Below are 18911 nucleotides of genomic sequence, written 5' to 3' on the forward strand. Positions count from 1 at the left end.
TCCGGTTCTTCAGTGCATAGAGCATTTCCAGCGCACGGCGTGGCGTCATGTCGTCCAGATCGACTTTGGCCAATTCATCGAGCACCGGATGCGGCAGCGAGGCGAACATGTCGCTTTGCTGTGGCGTCGACGGCTTGCCCTTGGCTGCCGGTTTCGGCGCTTCGTGGGGCAGGGCGGTGTCTTCAAGACGGCTCAAATGCTCCCGTGCTCGCAGGATCACTTCGCTCGGCACGCCGGCCAGTTGCGCCACCGCCAAGCCATAGCTCTGGCTGGCTGGCCCAGGCAGAACATGGTGAAGGAACACGATGCGTTCGTTGTGCTCGGTGGCGTTGAGGTGCACGTTAGCTACAAGGGGTTCGGCTTCCGGCAGCACGGTCAGTTCAAAATAGTGCGTGGCGAACAGCGTATAGGCGCGCAGATGGGCCAGACGCTCGGCCGCCGCCCACGCCAGTGAGAGACCGTCGAAGGTGCTGGTGCCGCGCCCGACTTCGTCCATCAGCACCAAGCTGCGCTCGGTAGCGTTGTGCAGGATGTTGGCGGTTTCGCTCATCTCGACCATGAAGGTCGAGCGACCACCGGCGAGGTCATCGCTGGAACCGATGCGGGTGAAAATCCGGTCCACCAGCGACAACTCGCAACTGGCGGCCGGCACGAAACTGCCGATATGTGCCAGCAGCACGATCAAAGCGGTTTGCCGCATGTAAGTGGATTTACCACCCATGTTCGGGCCAGTGATGACCAGCATGCGCGTGTTGTCGTCCAGGCTCAGGTCGTTGGCCACGAACGGTGTGGTCAGCACTTGCTCGACTACCGGGTGACGACCCTGGGTGATGCGCATGCACGGCTCGCTGACGAACCGCGGGCAATTCAGGTCGAGGTTCAACGCACGTTCGGCAAGGTTGCTCAGCACATCCAGCTCGGCCAATGCGCCGGCGGTGTCCTGCAACGGCGGCAACTGGCTGATCAAGTCTTCGAGCAGCGCTTCATAAAGCATCTTTTCCCGAGCCAGCGCGCGACTCTTGGCCGACAGCGCCTTGTCTTCGAATTCTTTCAGCTCGGGCGTGATGAAACGCTCGGCACCTTTGAGCGTCTGCCGGCGGATGTAGTCAGCGGGCGCCGATTCAGCCTGCTTGCTCGGCAGCTCGATGAAGTAGCCGTGGATACGGTTGTAGCCGACTTTCAGATTGGCCAGACCGGTGCGAGCCTTCTCCCGGGCTTCCAGATCGATGAGGAACTGACCGGCGTTTTCGCTCAGCGATTGCAGTTCGTCGAGCTCACTGTCGTAACCGGTTTTCAGCACACCGCCGTCACGGATCACCGCAGGCGGATTGTCGATAATGGCTTTGGCCAGCAGCGCCGCCAGTTCCGGGTAAGTGCTGGTGGTGGCCGCCAGATGTTGCAAATGCGGCGCTTCCAGATCAGTCATCGCCACTTGCAGTTCGGGCAGCGCGCCGAGTGCATCGCGCAGACGCGCAAGGTCACGCGGCCGCGCATTGCGCAGGCCGATCCGCGCCAGGATTCGCTCGATGTCGCCGATTTCCTTGAGCTGCGGTTGCAGCTTTTCGAAGCGGTAACCGTCGAGCAGGCAACGGATCGACGTCTGGCGGGCGAGCAGTACCGTCAGATCGCGCAGCGGCCGATTCAGCCAGCGAGTCAGCAAGCGACTGCCCATGGCGGTCTGGCAGCGATCGACCACCGATTGCAGAGTGTTGTCGCGGCCACCGGCCAGATTGGTGTCGAGTTCCAGATTGCGCCGGCTGGCGCCGTCGAGCACCACGGTGTCATCGAGGCGTTCGTGACGCAGGCTGCGCAAGTGGGGCAGGGCGGTGCGCTGGGTTTCCTTGGCGTAGGCCAGCAGGCAGCCGGCAGCGCCGATGGCCAGGGTCAGGTTTTCGCAGCCGAAGCCTTTCAGGTCTTGGGTGGAAAACTGCTGGCAGAGACTTTTCAACGCAGAGTCACGCTCGAAGTCCCAGGGCGCACGACGACGTACGCCACGGCGTTTTTCCGCCGGCAGGTCTTTCGGCCAGTCATCCGGAATCAGCAGTTCCACCGGGTTGACCCGCTCCAGTTCTGCCAGCAGGTTTTCCCAGCCTTTGATCTCGAGCACGGTGAAGTTGCCGCTGGTGATGTCCAGCACCGCCAGACCGAACAGACGCTCGTCGCCCAATACCGCTGCAATCAGGTTATCGCGGCGTTCATCCAGCAGTGCCTCGTCGCTGACTGTCCCCGGCGTGATGATCCGTACGACTTGACGCTCCACCGGGCCCTTGCTGGTGGCAGGGTCGCCGACCTGTTCACAGATCACCACCGACTCGCCGAGCTTGACCAGTTTCGCCAGGTAACCTTCCGCCGCGTGGTAAGGAATCCCACACATCGGAATCGCCTGACCCGCCGACTGCCCGCGCGCGGTCAGGGTGATGTCCAGCAACTTGGCGGCTTTCTTCGCATCTTCGTAGAAGATCTCGTAGAAATCGCCCATGCGATAGAACATCAGCTGGTCCGGGTGCTGATTCTTCAGGCGCCAGTATTGCTGCATCATCGGAGTGTGGGAGGATAAATCAGAAATTGCTTTATTCATCAGGTGGTTAGCGCTGTCTATTCAAAAGCGAGGGGCAAAATTGGGGCTTTTCATGACTCAAATGGAGATGAAGGCCTTGTGCCCCGCGCGGTTAGAAATGTGAGGCGAGGTTAACACACGATGTACCTACTCACTTCCCGATCATGCATTAGGTAGCGGAAGTCATAGCTGTGTGCTATCAAGTTTGCAGACCATCTGATCCGTAGGCGCAATCATGAAAGACGCTTTCCCAGAATTTTTTGTGGAAGAACCAAGTCGGCAGCAAAAGCTCTGGGAGACTTGCTTATTTGTATTAGATACAAATGTGCTACTGGATTTGTATAGGTTTTCTGATTCATCAAGAGATGCATTATTCAAAGTGATGGAGTCATTAGGTGATCGGCTGTGGATTCCATACCAGGTTGCGCAAGAGTATTTTGATAATCGATTAAAGGTGATTGAGGATCAAACGGATGCTTACGCTAAGTCAATTAATGGGCTGAAGGCAGCGAAAGAAAAGTTTAATTCTGGATCTAGACATCCGTTTGTTTCGGAGTGGGTTTTTAATAAATTTATTGAATCTTATGATTTGATGCTCAAAGAGTTGCAGGATAATAAGCGAAAATATTTGTCCTTTATTGAGGAGGATGTGATAAAGGCTCGCATCGGTACTCTTTTAAATGGTAAGGTGGGGCGTCCTTACAGTATTGAGCAATTGCAAGATGTAGCCGTTGAGGGCGAGGTGCGTTATTTGGAAAATATTCCACCGGGTTTTCAGGATGGCGGAAAAATGCCCGAGGCCACCACTGATAAACTCAAACTTAAAAAATTTGGTGATTTAATTCTTTGGAAGCAAATTATAGACAAGGCAGTCGAGGCTGATAAATCGGTTATATTAGTCACTGGCGAAAAAAAGGACGACTGGTGGCTGAAGTCGGACAAAACATTGGTCGGTGCTCTTCCTGCGCTAAGTAAAGAATTTATGCTTGAAGTCAATAAGGATTTTTACCTTTATGCAACTGATGCATTCTTGCTCAAAGCTAACGATTATCTTGCGCAAGACACCTCCGATGTAGTAGTGGAAGAGGTTAGGGCCATTAACAAGGCAGATGCGGACTTGGCAAGTGAGTTTGATCAGGTTCTATTAGATAAGGCTGTGAATGCAAACATGCCTTTGGCGGAGTTTATGCGTCCAATTGTTGCAGGTTCAATTGGGAATTGGTGGCGTCACCATACTCCAACGCGTGCGAATCAATGGGTGAATGATGAAACAACTGATGCGCAGCTTGATTTAATAAGAGAGCAGAGAATATTTGTTCGGCAGCGCGCAACAGTGTTGCGCACTGAACTAGATAGCTTGCGAACAGAGCATGAGAGCTTAACAAAATTTAGCCATAATCTAATGTCGAGCGGGGTAGGTTCGGAGGATAAGACGCTAATCAACGCTCGCCACAGATTGATAGTGCTCGATACGTTGATTGGCAATAAAGAGGAAGAGTTGGCATTGCTACGGAGTCAGGTGATTGAAAATATTAAACTTCAGAACTCTCTACTTGATGATGGTGGGGAATAGATTTCAGAGCATTCCAAATTTTAGCGAGTTCAACTGGCGACTCGTCATCCATCCATTTTGCATATACTTTTACCAACATCGTGAAATCTATATGCCCCATTTGTTTTGCGATGAAAGCAAGATTGCCCCTAGCAGTCAGGCACCAGCAGGCGTAGGTGTGGCGACTTTGATATGGCCGGCGTGCACGAATACCTGAGCGCTTTTGTATTGCTGCCCACTTCGTGTTCCAAGATGTCGGTACATACCAGTGGTTGATAACCTTCTTGCGTGCCTGCGTGGTCGGAGACAGCAATGGCGTTACCGTCTCTTGCCTTCTCTCATGCCGATTCATATAGATCTCGATCGTCCTAGGTTCATGGTTGGCAACGAGACCGGTGAGTGTTTTGCACGCATCGAGTGCTGGTGGCATCAAAAACACGGTGCGAGGCTTGCCAGTCTTGGGGACTTTGAATGTGCCGTCCGCAGTGATGGCTCGGGTTATGTGTAGCTGCCCTGTTTCGAGGTCAATATCCTCCACCGCCAGCCCGCATAACTCCCCGGGCCGAAGTCCTGTGTAAACGGCGAGTGTGATCGCAGCCGAATCCTGAACGTGTAAACAGCCCTTATTTATCAACTGATCGAACTCTGCCTTCGTCAGCGGATCGGGCTCTCGTCCGGTCATCGCGAAACGTACGCAAGCCGCCGCTAACCCCTCACGGCAATATCTGTTGTCTTCACACCACGCTAAGAAGCCAGCGAAAGTAGCCAGGTAATGGTTCGCCGTCGACGGCGCCCTGGTGGCGATCAGTTGAGTCCTCAGTCGCTGAATATCTTCGGGTAACAGGATGCCCGCAAGGCGTTCCGAGCCGAGCAGACCGGCACAGATATCCAATGCGTAGCTGTATTTTTCCTCAGTCATCGGAGTTATGTCGACGGCCTTCAGCGGTTTGTAACGTTCCATCAAGGCCCCGATCCGCTCGTCTTTTACGGCCGTGTAGTTGGTCGCATTTTTTGAGTTTGGGAAGTGACGACCGTATTCAAAATTCCCCGTCTTGATCTCGTGAAGAATTGCCGCCCTGAGTAGGGCGGCATGCTTGATGTTAGCTTTAGTTACAGGCAGGCCAAGGGTCTCGCGGCAGCGAATTCGCCGCCACATGAACACGACGCGAATACTTCCGCCGTGTATTTCAATCCCTTTGTGTTTAGCCAGCTCTGCTTCTAGGCCGCTTGCTGCGGTGCGCTCTCGGCCCACTTGTCATACTCCGTCATGTTGATTGCGATTCGGCCGTCTGGCGTCTTGCGCCAGACCCTGCCTTGAGCCCACGTACCGTTCTTAACCTTGTGGCGAATTGCGTCTTCGCTATATCCGGTGAGTTCGGAGGCTCGGTTGATCATTACCCAGCGAGGGAGGCTCATGATGGTGTCTCCTGCAGCATCCCACGCAGGACGAATGTTAGAGGCTGCATGGGCACGCCCCTTCTTGCTGAGCAACTAGCGCGGCATGCTTCCACGCTCTGCGACTCCACGCGGCGAAGCCGGCCCGGTACGCGTAATGCTCACGGGCGAATGAGTCGGATGTCTTCGCGCCTGGTGCGGTGATGTACGTGCCTCGCTGTGTGCAGTATTGCAGTCCCTCGGGCACTGCGAACTCTTTCTCAAACTCGGCACGCTCATCGATCTGCACCTTGTTGGCTGCAATTTTCGCGGAGTGTTCGGACATGCAAGCGGGGTGCTTATACCCCTCTGCAAGCTGCGCGGGCGGGCGATTCTGAGCGTTTAGCGTGGCATTGGGGGTCGCTGCCTCGCGCAGCGTTTCGTGGGGTACAAGCGCCTCGGTCGTGCTGCTGGAAGGAGCAATAATGCCTGCTGCTGCGCAGCAGAGACTGTTTGTTTCTATTGTGTCGACGCTAGTTTCCTTGCGGAGCAAAGCGGTCGTGGTTTGGGTGTCGTGCTGGTCCATTTGCATGCCGCTTTCCTCCGAAATCTGAGTGCGCGTTGGTGCATAAATCGCTGATGGGGCGTTGGCCGGGTTGCAGTGAATGCTGGATTGGGGGCGGATTTCGCTCATGCGGCGTTCTCCTGCTCGGCCGGTTCCAGCAGGGCAGCCATGGCTAGCGCCTGGTCACGGAGGGCGCTGGTATCGCGTTCCAGCTTTTTGCCGGTGCGAAAGGCGCTGAACGTTTCAGATGCGATCGGGAGTTTCTCGGCGATTTCCAGTAGGGTCAGTCGTTCCTGTTCGCCAAGTTTTGAGGCAGCCAAGGCGCGTTCGTAGTGGGTGTACAGTTTCTTGCGTTGGTCATGCGCCTGATCAAGCGTGTGCTGCAAGTTGCGGATTTCTTCCGCGCTATCAGCGCTCTGGATCGCTTGGCCGTCTCGATACCCAACACAGCCGCCGACGTCGTAGCCCTCGCTGTAGCCCTCTGAATGTCCCTCGGCGCGGCCGCTGTTGAAGCCGTGGCGGTAGGCGAGCCAGTAAACGCCGGCGACCATGAGGACGATCGTTATCAGCGCGTAGATTTGAACCGCAGTCATGTGGTGTGCTCCTGGTGAACTCTTCGGCTGGTGGTGGCAGCCATTCAGTTATGGGTGTTACTCGGTCTCGTCCTGCTGTCGCTGCATGTCTTCGTCGGCCTTGTAGGCGCGGATATCGATCAATGAGGCGACGTGCCGGATGTGGGCGTACTTCGGCGCCTTGCGGCTGGTGTCCAGCGTGGTGATTGGGAGCTGGATGCGGCCGCTGCTGATCTCGGCCACGAACGATTGCTCGTTGAGGTTGCGGAAGTACTGCTCTCGCACTTTGTCGAGCGGGATCAGGACGTCGCCGAAGATGCGGTAAAGCAATTCGACGGTGGCTGATTCCGGTGCCGGGTGCAGGCGGAGCGGGTTTTGTGCTGTGTTACTCATGGCTTTGTTGGGCCTCCTTGCGTTGTTTTCTGGCCGGGTGGTTCCAGGCGTTCAGGCAGTGCCGTTTGGTCAGCTCGCGCAGATGTTCGGGCACTTCGAGGAGCGCGGCGTTGCGCTCCTCTCGTGTCCGCATGGCGATGATCTGGCGGGCGTATTCCCTAGGCCACGTCACGGCTGTCTGCCGGAATGGCGGGTAGGTCGATTCCCAACTGTTCAGCCAGCCAACGGATACCGGGTTGTTTGATCCGGGTCGATTGGCTGTACTGCATGCCGAGCTGGTCGTGGAACCACTGGCCGTCCTTGATTCGCAGGTAGTCGCGATCACGGTTGGGATAGGCCGGTAGGTTCCGCTCGTTGAGCAGACCTTTTTCACGCATGCGTGCGATGAGCTTCGGCCGAGTCAGGCCGAGGTGGGTTGCGGCTTGGGCGAGGGTGCGTTCCATGGTGTGCCCCTCATGCCGCGTGCGCAGCTGGTGTTGCCGCTGCAGCAAGATGGTTGATGGACTCGCTGACTTTGCCGTAGATCTCGACATCGCTGCCGTACACGGTGAAGCAACGTGTGTGAGGGGTTTTGTTGCCGATGCTCAGGATGGTGGTTACGCCTGAACGAGTTTGAGTGCGATGAAGCGCGACGATTAGCGGGTAATCGAAACCCATGTCGAGGTTCAGCACACCGCCGGTGCGCACCAGCTCAAACACTCGCTGCTTGTCCGAGACTTCAAAGCGGCCATATTCGCGGCTAGCGTGGGGACGGTGCAGCAGGTCGCTGGTGTTGCTCGCATCAAACGGGCCATTGGCGATCTCTTCGATGAAGTCGGCGAGCTTGAGATGCATCTTTTTTTCGTTCTGCAGGGTTAGCGTGTGACGTTCGCTGCCCAGCTCCACGACGAAGGTGCTTTCCGAGATGCCACGCTCAACCTTGAGGCGAAACGCCAGGCACTCGCGCCTAGGCGCGGTCCGTAGTACGTGGTTGAAAGTCTCGGTCAGGTTGACCTGAGCATTGAGCAGATGCAGGGTGCGGTTGTCGATTTTGTACTTGATCATGCCGCGTGCCCTCCGCTGTTCGGATCGAATGGGCCGCGACTAGTGCGTGCTTCCAGCTTCGGTTTGGTGGTGACAAACGCGCAGCCGTATTCACGGGCTAAGCGGCGAATCTCAAAGATTTGGACAGGGTTGGCAGCCGTTGGGTGGACGTGCAGGGTTGCTGTGGTGTGCATGGTATTGCTTCGCTCTGTGGTGAAAGAGTTCAGCAAAAATAACCTAAAAGGTTAACATATCAAGTTTCTGATAACTACATAGGTGTATTTTTCTCATGAAAGCGATTCCTTCACCAAGGAGGGTTACGATGTCATTATGATCGCACACGATTTAGCGTGATTTTGAGAGGGAAGAATGGCTGAGCAGAACACAAGGATTAGTGAGGCGCGATCGGTTGCGGCTTCACTATTGGATGATCTTGAAAACTCATCGTCAACGATTGATAAGGTACTGATGAGGGCAAAACGTTTGGCCAGGCTGATGCGGGATGAGGATGCACAGCTTTGGTTGGATTACGAAACTAAAGGTTACCCAGATGCGTTTAATTTCTCAAAATTAGGCAGTTGTACTAAGTATGCGATTGCCTCGGGGCGGTATGATGTAGCCAGAGGTGAATATACCACGCAAAGTTTGTCTGAAATTGAGGCAATGGTTGCAGGTGCGCATCTAAGTCTCTCGACCTTCTCACCGGTCGCGATTGGGGCAGTCAAAGATTTTTTAGAGAAGAATGCCACAGAACAGCTCCTGAGCAGTCAATTCAAAATACAAAAGGCGCACAAAGAAAATTATTCGAATCACAAGTCGACTTTGGTTTCCTTGATTTCTGGCGTTCATAACTATGCAACAGATATGTATCTTGCACTTGAGTTGGGAGATGCTGCGCAAGATATTTTTGAAGGGGCAAGAAGTGAAATCGATAGCTTTGTTCGTGCGCATTGCCCAAAGGCAGCTGAGAAGATAGTTGCGATCAACGAGCGGATGGCAGAAGGATCTGTCGAGTCGAGAACAGCAGCGTTAACGTCCTGCCGACGGTTGCTGATGACAATCGCCGACTCGCTTTTTCCGGCGTCTACTTCTGATTGGATAGACCCGAAAGGTAAGCCGAGGAAGGTCGGCGAAGAGCAGTATAAAAATAGACTTTTAGCTTACATGTCAGAACGAGAGAAAAGTGGTAGTAATGAGGCTATCCTCAGTTCCGAGCTCGAATTTCTTGCAGCAAGGTTGGATGCGATATATGAGAAGACTTGCAAAGGAGTCCATGTAGATGTTTCAGTTCAGGAAGCAAAACTAGCTGTGATCCATACATATCTCTTTATCGGTGAAATTGCGCTTTTGCCCCGTGAGATATCTGTCTGAAGTCGTTCAGCGCTGGAGGAATTTTTGAACTCTTTCAAAGTTCTGAGATTTTCCAGCGTGCTCTACCGCAAATGCTCCACTCCTCAGTCATTTTTATTATTCGTTCTGGCCAGTCAGGATTTAGTGCATAGAGATACTGCTCGCCACCTTCTTGTTTTAATTGCTTTAGAGTTGTTGCTTGATCTCTGGTTCTTTTTGCGGCCACGAAATGTCCCGGAAGAGCTTCAAGTGATGGGTCAATGACAATTTTGTCTCCTTCCATAAATTTTGGCTCCATACTGATTCCCTCCACGCGAAGAATGAAAGCACGAGGGCCTACTGGCCCAGGTGCGTCGATCCATTCTTCAGCATCCCGGGAATCAAAGCTTCCGTGTGCTTCACACCAAGCCCCTGCTGCAATTGATCCAATGACAGGCAACTTTCGGCCGGTATGACTCAAAATCGTAGCATTGCTGAACTCACCTACTCCAAACGGCAAATCTAGATAGCCTTCGTGAAGGTGCAAAGCCTTCTCGATCTCTCGTGCAATTTGATCGCCTATGCCTTTTGACGGATTCTTTCCACCAAACGCGCTCACTTGTGCAGGTGCTTTTCCTAGGCGTTCGGCGATATCAGTCAGGCGAAGCTTCCGCTCAGCCAGGATTCGACGGAAATTTTGAAGTCGAGTATCAGAAATTTTCATGCACAGATTTTCGCTGAATTAACCTGACAGGTGAATGTGTTTTGGGGTGTTGATAAAAATAACCTTGAAGGTTAATATTTGGGTTCATGAGGACAAAATATGAAGCTACGAGACTACCTAGATCGTTTGGACAACCTTGAGCTGGAAGCCTATGCGGGGCGGTGTGGCATTGCACTGAGCTACCTGCGCGTTCACGTAAAGTACGCGAGCAAAGATCCAAGCGTTAATTTGATTAAAGCGTTGACTCGGGAGAGCGAAGGACAGGTATCCCTGGCGGAGGTTTTGCAGCACTTCGGTATAACGGAGGTCGCCCCAGCTAGCCTAGTAGCGTAGTAAGAAAAAAGGCGACCCAAAGGTCGCCCAGTTCCTCCCGACACGCACCACCACTGCGCTGTCGGGTCGCGATAAAGATAGGCGGGCACACCACATGCAACCACCTCTCTTTATCGCGCTTTTCCAAGGCTCGGAAGCCTTGGTGTTGCTGCCTCTTCCACCACAGATTTGGCAGCTGTTGCGCCAGGGGTGAGCAACGGATTGCTCGCCCCGGCACGGTGCCGGTATCGATCCCGAAGATCTAGCCGGCGTTTGGGCCCTTTCAAGCCACGCGGCAAATGTATCACCACTGCATGTCGCGCGGCACTGGCAACTTACAAGGATTAATGCCATGAGCCGTATCGCTCTGAGTTCTGTTGAGCGGGCGCAGCGGGAAGTTTTGCCGCTCGATCTCGCGCTTTACCACGCCGCTCGGGACTACCCCGGCGGCGCCGCCGCCATCGCCGCCACCACCGGCCGAAATGCGACCACGCTGCAGCACAAGCTGTCTCCAACCCACCCTAGCCACACGGTGAACATTCAAGAATTCGGCGAGATTCTGGAGCTGACCAAGGATCGACGCATTCTGGATGCGGTGCATGCCTTGGTCGGTGACACGACTTGGCAGGAGCTGGCTGAGGCATATACCAACGACATGCCCGAGACGTTGACCACCGGTATTGCCGAGTACTTTCGACAGGTCGCGGATCTGGCGGATACCTGGGCCAAGAGCATTGGTGACGGGGTGGTTTCCGATGAGGAACTGGCCGCGATTCGCCTGCAGGTGTTCCGTGGGATTCAAGGGCTGTTGGGGTTGTTCAACCGCGCCACCTACGTCAATCAGACGACGCGGGGTACTGATCGTGGTTGATATCGTCGACTTCGCTAATGACCTGGTGCAGGAGCGCATTGATCAGGCGATGGCTGCGCGTCTCCTCGCCGTCAAGCCCGCCTTGGCGGCGCATTCGTTTCTGTTCTGTGAGGCCTGTGATGGCCCAATTCCTGAGGCTCGCCGTTTGGTGCAGCCCGGTTGTACGCAGTGCGTGGATTGCCTATCCCTCGCAGAGTTGAAGGGGGCGCGCCATGCTCGATGAGGTATTAGGGCAATTCGCGGATTACGGTCTGGAGCCTGCGCAGCCATTGGTTTTCGGCAAGCTGACCCGCTGCAAAACGATGCAAGACAAGGGCAAGGAAAAGAACGGTTGGTATGTCGTTCACGAGCAGCGCACTGAGAAAAACGAGACGCTGATCTTCGGTGCGTTCGGTGACTGGCGTTCGGGTGAGACTCAGAAGATCAAGGTCAAGGCTGGGCGGATGTCGCCTGAAGAGCGCGAGGTTATGCGCGCTCGGCAGGAAGAGGCCAAACGGCGGGCGGCTGAGATTTCAGCCAACGCGGCACGTCGTGCGGCCAAGCGGGCGGCGGGTATGTTCAAGCGCATGCCGGAGAAGGGGCGTAGCGACTATCTGGATCGCAAGCAGATTGTCGGCTTCGGCGTTCGGTATGCGCCGCGCACCGGCGCTTTCTTGGTGCCAATGAGCAATGTCCGGGACGAGATTGTTGGCCTGCAGGTGGTGTTCCCAGCCAAGCAAGAGGATACCGGCCGGGACAAGTCCTATTGGCCTTACGGCATGTCGAAGGAGGGCGCTTTCCATCTGATCGGGCCGCACCCGGATCCGGGCGAGCCGGTGCTGGTGTGTGAGGGTTACGCAACCGGCGCAAGTCTGCATATGGCCACGTCTCTGACCGTGGCCGTTGCGTTTGACGCGGGCAACTTGTTGGTGGTTTGCAAGGCCATGCGCGAGCGTTTCGCCGGTTGCCCGCTGATCATCTGCCGGGACGATGACTGGAAAACCACCAAGCCGAATGGCGATGCGTGGAACCCCGGTGAAGAGAAAGCAAACAACGCGGCGCTGATTGTCGGCGGCCAGGTGGTCGCGCCGATTTTTTCCGGCGAGCGGGAAGCCAAGTGGACCGACTTCAACGATCTGCATGTCGCAGAAGGTTTGGAAGCGGTGCGCCGTCAGGTGTTGGCGGTGGTCAAACCCCCGGCCGCTGGTGGTTGGAAGGATCTGCTGGCACGCAGCGAAAGCGGCGCACTGATTGCGCACATGCAGAACGTCGAATTGATCCTGGCCAACGATGAGCGTTGGGCCGGTGTGATCAGCTACAGCGCGTTCAGTTCGAAGATCGTCAAGCTGCGTGCGGCGCCTTATGGCGGCGGCACGGGCGATTGGGCGGACATTGATGATGTGCGGGTGATGAAGTGGCTCGCGCAGCAGTACAACTTGCGGGTCAAGGCCTCGCATGTGATCGAGGCGGTGAGTGTGGTCGCGCATGACCATGCGTTTCATCCAGTGCGGCAGTACCTGCGCAAGCTTGAGTGGGATCGGGTGCCGCGCCTTGAAAGCTGGCTAACGGAGATCATGGGCGTTAAGGCCACGGATTACTCCTCAAAAGTCGGTAAGCGTTGGATGTTGTCGGCCGTGGCGCGAGTGATGAAGCCGGGTTGCAAGGCTGACTCGGTGATGATTCTGGAAGGTGCACAGGGCGCCGGTAAGTCGACGGCGATGAGCATCCTCGGCGGCGAGTGGTTTATGGACACCCCGTTTGCGCTGGGTGACAAAGACGGCTTTCAGGCGATCCGAGGCAAGTGGATCGTCGAGCTGGGCGAGTTGGATAGCTTCAACAAGGCCGAGAGTACGAAGGCCAAGCAGTTCTTTTCGGCGTCCACTGACACTTACCGCGAGAGCTACGGCCGCAGAACGATGGACGTGCCACGCCAGTGTGTTTTCGTGGGTACAACCAACCAGGATGAGTACCTGAAGGACGCCACCGGCAACCGGCGTTACTGGCCGGTCGCGTGTACCAAGGTGGATCTGGAGTTGTTGCGCTCGATGCGCAATCAGCTGTGGGCCGAGGCGGTGTTCTGTTACGACGCGGGCGATCTTTGGTGGGTGACGCTGGATGAGGCGGCTATGTTCGGCGAGGAGCAGGACGAACGCTTCGTAGTGGATGAGTGGGAAGGGCCGATTCTGACCTGGCTGGAAGAGTCGCAGATCGGCGAGACCACCACCGGTAGTGACGTGCTCACCAGTGCGTTGAAGTTGGACTTCGGGCATTGGGGCAAACCGGAGCAGATGCGTGTCGGCGCGATTATGCATCGGCTGGGCTGGCGGCGCGTTCGGTTGCCGGCGTTGGCTAAGAGCGGCCAGCGGCCCTGGGCTTACAAGAAGCCGACAGGGTGGGGCGGTGCCTCGGCGTTGCAGCGAGTGGAGTTCGAGGAGCCTTGCTTTGATTAAGGAGATCGATTCGCTACTTCGGTTGTGGGCGCAGGAGCTTCATTCGGAACATTCAAAAGGGGGGCTGGCTGGGGGAAATATGGTTGCCATGATGATGGAGAGCAATGGGCAACTGATCAGGGGGCGGCGTGCTTTCCGGGCGCCGCTGGAGAGTTCGTTGGACATTGAGCTGATCGTGACCAAGCACCTCGCGCCAGAGCTGGTGACGGTGGTGCGTGAGCATTACTGCACGCTCGATGTGGATATGCGCCTGCGGTATGCGCACTGCGGTTGTGGGCGCGACACATACTACCAGCGCTTGCATGATGCGCATCTGCAGATCTTCGGCGTGATGATGGGGCTGGCTGCGTGACCCCAGGCATCGTTCCGGTTTTGGTTGTCCCACTGGCCCGTCTTGTCTCGCTGCGTTTTGATGTAGTGGGACAGGTGCGGGCGTTGTCTTTATTGGGCTGTCCCACCGTCCCGCCTAGTCGTGCCTCCCGCCCGTGTGAGCGTAGCGGGCGAGCACTACGCGCTTACGCGCGAACGCGTGTTCTTAAAATTCTTCCTTTACACGAGAAAGAAGAAAGATAAGTAGGACAGTGGGGCGAAGCCCCGAATTTAGGCGCTCTCAGGCGTCCCACTTCGATTTTGAAAAGTGGGACGTATGGGACACCACAGCAACAACAGATTGCCGGGAGGTGTATTCGCCGACATTCGCTAGGCGTTCACCCTGCGTTACCCACTTATTCACCGGGTGGCATTAATACAGGGTTGCTGCCACCGGAATCGACCTGTAAAAAGTAGTCATCTTCGATAGGTGCGACCGCAGAGAGCGGCAGGCACCAACCACCAAACCCGGCCATTGCGCCGGGTTTTTGCGTTCATGGGGTAGGCGATGACAAGCGAGCAACAAGCACTGGCAGAAATGCCGATCTGGTTAGTGATCGTCCTGGCTCTGGTCGGTGGCGTATCGGGAGAGATGTGGCGGGCCGACAAGGATGGGGCGCGGGGCTGGGCGTTGTTGCGCAGGCTCGCGCTTCGGTCGGGTGCCTGCATTGTCTGCGGGGTGACGGCGATGATGCTGATGATCGCGGCGGGCATGTCGCTCTGGACGGCGGGCGCCTTGGGTTGCCTAACGGCAATGGCCGGCGCGGACGTGGCCATTGGGTTGTACGAACGATGGGCCGCCAAGCGGCTTGGCGTGTGCGATGTCCCGCCGAATGGCGGCGGGCCAGCCTGAAACCGCCGGGGACCCTGGGGTTATTCCGTGGGTACGGGGTCGGAAACCCGCGGGAAACTGTTAGCGGCAGGGTTGCCAGCTTACTGAAATTTCAGTCATTGAAATCTTGAAAGGATTCATTGAAATACGTTGAAAAAGGAGGGCTCATGACAGAACCAACCTACCTGTCGAAGAGCGCCTTCGCGGCCCGGCTCGGCAGGTCGCCGAGTTACATCACTTGGCTGAAAGACAACAACCGTCTGGTGCTATCGCCCAACGGTAAACAGGTTGATGTGCATGCCACCGAAGCGCTGATTCGCGACACCGCAGACCCGAGCAAGGTCGCCGTCGCCGAGCGACACCAGCAGGACCGGATTCAGCGTGACGTTTACAACCAACTGTCGACCCAGGGCGAGCCGACTTCCACGGCTGCGCCGCCGCAGGTGCTTACCGGCGACGGCAAGCTTCCTGACTTCCAAAAGGCCCGCGCTCTGCGCGAACACAACATGGCCATGCTTGCCGAGATCGAGCGTCTGAAGGCTCAGGGTTCTTTGGTATCCAAGAAAGCCGTCGAAACTGGAGCCTACGACGCGGGCCGACTGCTGCGCGATCAATTGTTCGGGCCGCTACCTCAGCTGTCCCATGACCTGGCAACCATGACCGATCCTTGGCTGATCGAAAAACACCTGACCGCCACCTTCCGTCGAACGCTGGAGGAAGCCGAGCGGCTCTCTTCAGCAGACCTTGAACATGCCCTGACACCGGACTGAACCCATGCACACGGAATTTTCTGACGGTGCAAAGGTGTACCGTGAGAACTATTTCCGTGGACTGCGCCCGGATCCAGACCTTTGGATTGATGAATGGGCCGACGAGTACATGCGAATCCCGCGTGACACCGGTGCCCCTGAGCCCGGCCAGTACCGCACCTCACGGACTCCTTATGCCCGCGAGCCAATGCGCTGTCTGTCGCCGGCTCACCCTTGCAGACGCGTGATCACCATGGTGGCCTCGCAGTTGATGAAAACCCAGATCGCCCTGAACTGGATGGGCGGCCTGATCCACATGGCGCCATCGAATATTCTGGCGCTGTTACCTAGCCTCGGCCTGTCCAAGCGCGTGTCGGGGCGGATAAGCAAGACCATCAAAGCCACTCCTGTTCTGCGCGAGCGGGTCGCGGCCACCCGCTCGCGGGACGCACGCAACACGATGGACACCAAGGAATTCGAGGGTGGCTCGCTATACGTCACCACCGCCGGTTCTGCGGCCAACCTTTCGGAGCTGTCGGCGCGTTATATCTACGGCGACGAAGTCGACCGCTGGGAGAACGACGTCGGGCAAGAGGGTGATCCCATCAAGCTGGCAGAGACGCGGGCGACCAACTTCGGTCGCAACGCCAAGATCTACTTCTCCAGCTCGCCGACGATCAAAGGCGCCTCGCGGATCGCTGACCTGTTCGAGTCCAGCGACCAGCGCTATTACTACGTGCCATGTCCTACCTGCGGTCACATGCAGGTGCTGGAGTGGGAGCGGCTGCATTACAGCAAGGACTTCAGCACTGTTCATTACGAGTGCGCGGCCCCTGAATGCGACGTGCTGATCGAGGAACACCACAAGAGCGACATGCTTGCCCGAGGCGAGTGGCGCGCCCATGCGGCTGGTGACGGTAAGACCGTTGGCTTTCATCTCAACGCACTTTATTCGCCAACCGGCTGGATGGACTGGGCTTCACTTGCCATCGAGTTTGAGGACGCCAAAAAAGCCCAGGCTCAAGGTGATACGAGCCTAATGCAGGTGTTCTACAACACCCGTCTCGCGAAGGTCTGGGACAGCGCGCTCGAACAGACCAAGGCTGAAGTGCTGATTGCTCGGGCGCGGTTAGAGAACTACACCCTTGGCACAATGCCTGCCGGTGTGCTGATGCTGACAGGCGCCGTCGACGTTCAGGCCAATCGTCTGGAGCTGATGGTGATGGGCTTCGGCGTCGGCATGGAACGCTGGGTGGTCGACCACCAGATCATCTGGGGCGACCCGGCAGACGAACGTACCTGGGCGGTGCTGGACGAGAAACTCAAGGCCCGTTACCGGCATCCCTGCGGCGTAGGTCTGGCGATTCTCGCCGTGGGTGTCGACTCCGGCGGTCATCACACTGATGAGGTTTACCAGTTCTGCCGCGTCCGTCGCTGGCGCAACATCTTTGCCATCAAGGGCGCGAGCAAGCCGGGCCGACCGGTGATTGCACAGCGCCCGTCCATGGTCGACGTGACGTGGAAGGGCCAGACCGAACGCAATGGCGCCGAGCTGTGGTTCGTCGGTACCGACACTGCCAAAGACTGGATCTACAACCGCTATCCATTCCCGGACGGTCCGGGATCGCTGCACTTTGCCAACGACCTGCCGGACGAATTCTTCGCCCAGTGCGTCGCCGAACGTAAAATCGTGCGCTACGTACGCGGCCACAAGCGCATCGAATGGGTGAAGGGCAAGGCCGAGCGCAACGAAGCGCTCGACCTGATGGTGTACTGCCTCGCCATGGCGCATTACCTCGGCATCAACCGCTACCAGGAACACGATTGGGACAGGGTGCGACAAGCCCTCGCTCAGTCGGGCCTGTTTGACGACGCCTTGGGCGTCAAACCTGTTCAGGGCGAGCGACTTGATGTTGAGCAAACACCGGCGCCTGCTGCTGTACGCCGAGCCCAGCCCGCACCACCACCCACTGCACCGGTTACGCAAGCGCGACCGGCAGCACCCCCTCAACGCCGCAGCTCTACCAGCGGCTATCTGAAGAGACGCTGATATGTCCTTTACAAAAAAGCACCTCGACGCGGTTGAGGCGGCCATTGCTCGCGGTGAGAAAACTGTGCGCTACACCGACCGCACCGTGGAATACCGCACGGTCGATGAGCTCCTCAAGGCACGCGAGGAAATACGCTCGTCGTTGGCAAGTGCAGCTGGGCCACGTTCGCGCGTGGTCCGGTTGTACCATGCCGGGAAGGGGGTCTGATGGCTCGACAGTTTCCAACGCTGACCCGTAACGGATTTGTGCTGCCGTCCAACATCAAAGCCAGCTACGAAGGCGCTGGGGAAGGGCGCCGCTCCACTGGCTGGGACGCTCCCGACAACGGGATCAACAGCATCAACACCCCGGCACTGCGAAACCTGCGGTCGCGTTCACGTGCAGCAGTTCGCAATGACCCGTATGCCTTCAACGTCATCGACAAGCGCGTTAGCAACCTGATCGGCACGGGCATCACTCCCCGGCCTACGACTGATGACGATGCTTTGCGCAGACTGCTGCAGGAGCTGTGGGGAGATTGGGTCGATGAGGCGGATGCGGATGATCGCACCGACTTCTACGGCCAGCAGGCGCTGGTGGCGCGCACGGTGGAAACCTCGGGCGAATGCTTCATTCGGTTGCGTCCTCGCAGTCTGGATGAAGGCTTGGCCGTTCCGCTGCAGCTGCAGATCCTCGCACCGGAATTTGTGCCGCACGACAAATTCGAGACCACCAAAAACGGCAACGTCATCCGCGCTGGCATCGAGTTTACTCCCGGCGGCAAGCGGGTGGCGTACTGGATGTACCTCTCGCATCCGCGCGATGCAGCCTCGCTGAACGCCGGCTACAACCAGCTGGTCCGCGTGCCGGCTACTCAGGTGCTGCACATCTTCGAACCGGTGGAGCCTGGCCAGTTGCGCGGTGTGCCGCGATTGTCGCCGGTGCTCAAACGCCTGCGCAGTCTGGACAACTACGACGACGCGGTGCTGTTCCGTCAGGAAGTGGCCAACCTGTTTGCCGGTTTCATCAAGCGTCCGGCGCCGGACTCGGGACCACTTCCCAGAGATCCGGTGACCGGTCAGCCGCTCGATCTGGATCGCGATGGCTTCACCCCGATGGTCGCTCTCGAACCCGGCACCATGCAGGAACTGGGGGCAGGTGAGGAGGTTGAGTTTTCCAAACCGCCAGACGCCGGCAACAATTACCCGGACTTCATGCGGCAACAACTGA

General features: G+C 57.0%; 19 protein-coding genes. 11 read left to right on the top strand and 8 right to left on the bottom strand.

The features are described 5' to 3' along the window. On the bottom strand, positions 1 to 2566 hold a 2566-nt coding region (gene mutS, locus D6877_RS02385), incomplete at its 3' end, for a DNA mismatch repair protein MutS (RefSeq protein ID WP_178083618.1). A gap of 226 nt (positions 2567 to 2792) precedes the next feature. Between mutS and D6877_RS02390 the strand changes: the two genes are divergently transcribed. Further along, a complete protein-coding gene (locus D6877_RS02390) occupies positions 2793 to 4130 on the top strand; it encodes a PIN domain-containing protein (protein WP_130909711.1) in 1338 nt (445 codons plus the stop codon). Here D6877_RS02390 and D6877_RS02395 read toward each other — a convergent pair. The 6 genes from D6877_RS02395 to D6877_RS02425 form a co-directional block, all read right to left on the bottom strand. Next, entirely contained in the window at positions 4090 to 5361 is a 1272-nt protein-coding gene (locus tag D6877_RS02395; protein ID WP_130909712.1) for a site-specific integrase, read from the bottom strand. The genes D6877_RS02390 and D6877_RS02395 overlap by 41 nt on opposite strands. A 201-nt stretch (positions 5362 to 5562) precedes the next feature. Continuing rightward, complete coding sequence (locus tag D6877_RS29765; protein WP_241662836.1) at positions 5563 to 6177, bottom strand: hypothetical protein; 615 nt, start codon at positions 6175 to 6177, stop codon at positions 5563 to 5565. Continuing rightward, complete coding sequence (locus D6877_RS02410; RefSeq protein ID WP_130909713.1) at positions 6174 to 6641, bottom strand: hypothetical protein; 468 nt, start codon at positions 6639 to 6641, stop codon at positions 6174 to 6176. Before D6877_RS02410 ends, D6877_RS29765 begins: the two co-directional genes overlap by 4 nt. A 57-nt stretch (positions 6642 to 6698) precedes the next feature. Further along, positions 6699 to 7013: a pyocin activator PrtN family protein gene (locus D6877_RS02415; protein WP_130909714.1), complete on the bottom strand. Its 315-nt coding sequence runs from the start codon at positions 7011 to 7013 to the stop codon at positions 6699 to 6701. 158 nt (positions 7014 to 7171) lie between these two features. Next, on the bottom strand, positions 7172 to 7456 hold the full coding sequence (locus tag D6877_RS02420; RefSeq protein ID WP_130909715.1) for a phage antirepressor KilAC domain-containing protein: 285 nt from the start codon (positions 7454 to 7456) through the stop codon (positions 7172 to 7174). A gap of 10 nt (positions 7457 to 7466) precedes the next feature. Next, positions 7467 to 8057, bottom strand: a complete 591-nt coding sequence (locus D6877_RS02425) for a hypothetical protein (RefSeq protein WP_130909716.1) — start codon at positions 8055 to 8057, stop codon at positions 7467 to 7469. A 348-nt stretch (positions 8058 to 8405) separates the two neighbouring features. Here D6877_RS02425 and D6877_RS02430 point away from each other — a divergent pair, with 348 nt between their 5' ends. Beyond that, positions 8406 to 9407, top strand: a complete 1002-nt coding sequence (locus D6877_RS02430; protein ID WP_130909717.1) for a hypothetical protein — start codon at positions 8406 to 8408, stop codon at positions 9405 to 9407. Between the two features lie 34 nt (positions 9408 to 9441). Here D6877_RS02430 and D6877_RS02435 read toward each other — a convergent pair whose 3' ends face one another. Continuing rightward, positions 9442 to 10089, bottom strand: a complete 648-nt coding sequence (locus D6877_RS02435; protein WP_130909718.1) for a LexA family transcriptional regulator — start codon at positions 10087 to 10089, stop codon at positions 9442 to 9444. Between the two features lie 664 nt (positions 10090 to 10753). Here D6877_RS02435 and D6877_RS02445 point away from each other — a divergent pair. From D6877_RS02445 to D6877_RS02485, 9 genes are all read left to right on the top strand, one after another. After that, on the top strand, positions 10754 to 11272 hold the full coding sequence (locus D6877_RS02445; protein ID WP_083352342.1) for a phage regulatory CII family protein: 519 nt from the start codon (positions 10754 to 10756) through the stop codon (positions 11270 to 11272). Further along, positions 11265 to 11495 carry a TraR/DksA family transcriptional regulator gene (locus D6877_RS02450; RefSeq protein WP_130909721.1) on the top strand — a complete coding sequence of 77 codons (231 nt, stop codon included), beginning with the start codon at positions 11265 to 11267 and terminating at the stop codon, positions 11493 to 11495. Before D6877_RS02445 ends, D6877_RS02450 begins: the two co-directional genes overlap by 8 nt. Then, positions 11485 to 13701: a VapE domain-containing protein gene (locus D6877_RS02455; RefSeq protein WP_130909722.1), complete on the top strand. Its 2217-nt coding sequence runs from the start codon at positions 11485 to 11487 to the stop codon at positions 13699 to 13701. Before D6877_RS02450 ends, D6877_RS02455 begins: the two co-directional genes overlap by 11 nt. Beyond that, complete coding sequence (locus tag D6877_RS02460) at positions 13694 to 14053, top strand: hypothetical protein (protein ID WP_108183296.1); 360 nt, start codon at positions 13694 to 13696, stop codon at positions 14051 to 14053. The genes D6877_RS02455 and D6877_RS02460 overlap by 8 nt, the downstream gene beginning before the upstream one ends. 525 nt (positions 14054 to 14578) lie before the next feature. Continuing rightward, positions 14579 to 14923, top strand: a complete 345-nt coding sequence (locus D6877_RS02465; RefSeq protein ID WP_130909723.1) for a phage holin family protein — start codon at positions 14579 to 14581, stop codon at positions 14921 to 14923. A gap of 146 nt (positions 14924 to 15069) precedes the next feature. Then, positions 15070 to 15672: a terminase small subunit gene (locus tag D6877_RS02470; protein WP_130909724.1), complete on the top strand. Its 603-nt coding sequence runs from the start codon at positions 15070 to 15072 to the stop codon at positions 15670 to 15672. A 4-nt stretch (positions 15673 to 15676) separates the two neighbouring features. After that, positions 15677 to 17701 carry a phage terminase large subunit family protein gene (locus D6877_RS02475; protein WP_130909725.1) on the top strand — a complete coding sequence of 675 codons (2025 nt, stop codon included), beginning with the start codon at positions 15677 to 15679 and terminating at the stop codon, positions 17699 to 17701. A 1-nt stretch (position 17702) separates the two neighbouring features. Next, entirely contained in the window at positions 17703 to 17909 is a 207-nt protein-coding gene (locus tag D6877_RS02480; protein WP_008087653.1) for a hypothetical protein, read from the top strand. Further along, a partial coding sequence (locus D6877_RS02485) for a phage portal protein (RefSeq protein ID WP_130909726.1) occupies positions 17909 to 18911 on the top strand: 1003 nt, incomplete at its 3' end. The genes D6877_RS02480 and D6877_RS02485, both read left to right, overlap by 1 nt.

The organism is Pseudomonas sp. Sample_9, from assembly GCF_004307535.1.
GTDB lineage: Bacteria > Pseudomonadota > Gammaproteobacteria > Pseudomonadales > Pseudomonadaceae > Aquipseudomonas > Aquipseudomonas mercuritolerans.

Bases quoted from the DNA above. Each gene is read 5' to 3' on its own strand.
- D6877_RS02435 (WP_130909718.1), bottom strand. From the start codon at position 10,089: ATGAAAATTTCTGATACTCGACTTCAAAATTTCCGTCGAATCCTGGCT.
- D6877_RS02410 (WP_130909713.1), bottom strand. From the start codon at position 6,641: ATGACTGCGGTTCAAATCTACGCGCTGATAACGATCGTCCTCATGGTC.
- D6877_RS02470 (WP_130909724.1), top strand. From the start codon at position 15,070: ATGACAGAACCAACCTACCTGTCGAAGAGCGCCTTCGCGGCCCGGCTC.
- D6877_RS02455 (WP_130909722.1), top strand. From the start codon at position 11,485: ATGCTCGATGAGGTATTAGGGCAATTCGCGGATTACGGTCTGGAGCCT.
- D6877_RS02430 (WP_130909717.1), top strand. From the start codon at position 8,406: ATGGCTGAGCAGAACACAAGGATTAGTGAGGCGCGATCGGTTGCGGCT.
- D6877_RS02445 (WP_083352342.1), top strand. From the start codon at position 10,754: ATGAGCCGTATCGCTCTGAGTTCTGTTGAGCGGGCGCAGCGGGAAGTT.
- D6877_RS02480 (WP_008087653.1), top strand. From the start codon at position 17,703: ATGTCCTTTACAAAAAAGCACCTCGACGCGGTTGAGGCGGCCATTGCT.
- D6877_RS02475 (WP_130909725.1), top strand. From the start codon at position 15,677: ATGCACACGGAATTTTCTGACGGTGCAAAGGTGTACCGTGAGAACTAT.
- D6877_RS02465 (WP_130909723.1), top strand. From the start codon at position 14,579: ATGACAAGCGAGCAACAAGCACTGGCAGAAATGCCGATCTGGTTAGTG.
- D6877_RS02415 (WP_130909714.1), bottom strand. From the start codon at position 7,013: ATGAGTAACACAGCACAAAACCCGCTCCGCCTGCACCCGGCACCGGAA.
- D6877_RS29765 (WP_241662836.1), bottom strand. From the start codon at position 6,177: ATGAGCGAAATCCGCCCCCAATCCAGCATTCACTGCAACCCGGCCAAC.
- D6877_RS02420 (WP_130909715.1), bottom strand. From the start codon at position 7,456: ATGGAACGCACCCTCGCCCAAGCCGCAACCCACCTCGGCCTGACTCGG.
- D6877_RS02425 (WP_130909716.1), bottom strand. From the start codon at position 8,057: ATGATCAAGTACAAAATCGACAACCGCACCCTGCATCTGCTCAATGCT.
- D6877_RS02390 (WP_130909711.1), top strand. From the start codon at position 2,793: ATGAAAGACGCTTTCCCAGAATTTTTTGTGGAAGAACCAAGTCGGCAG.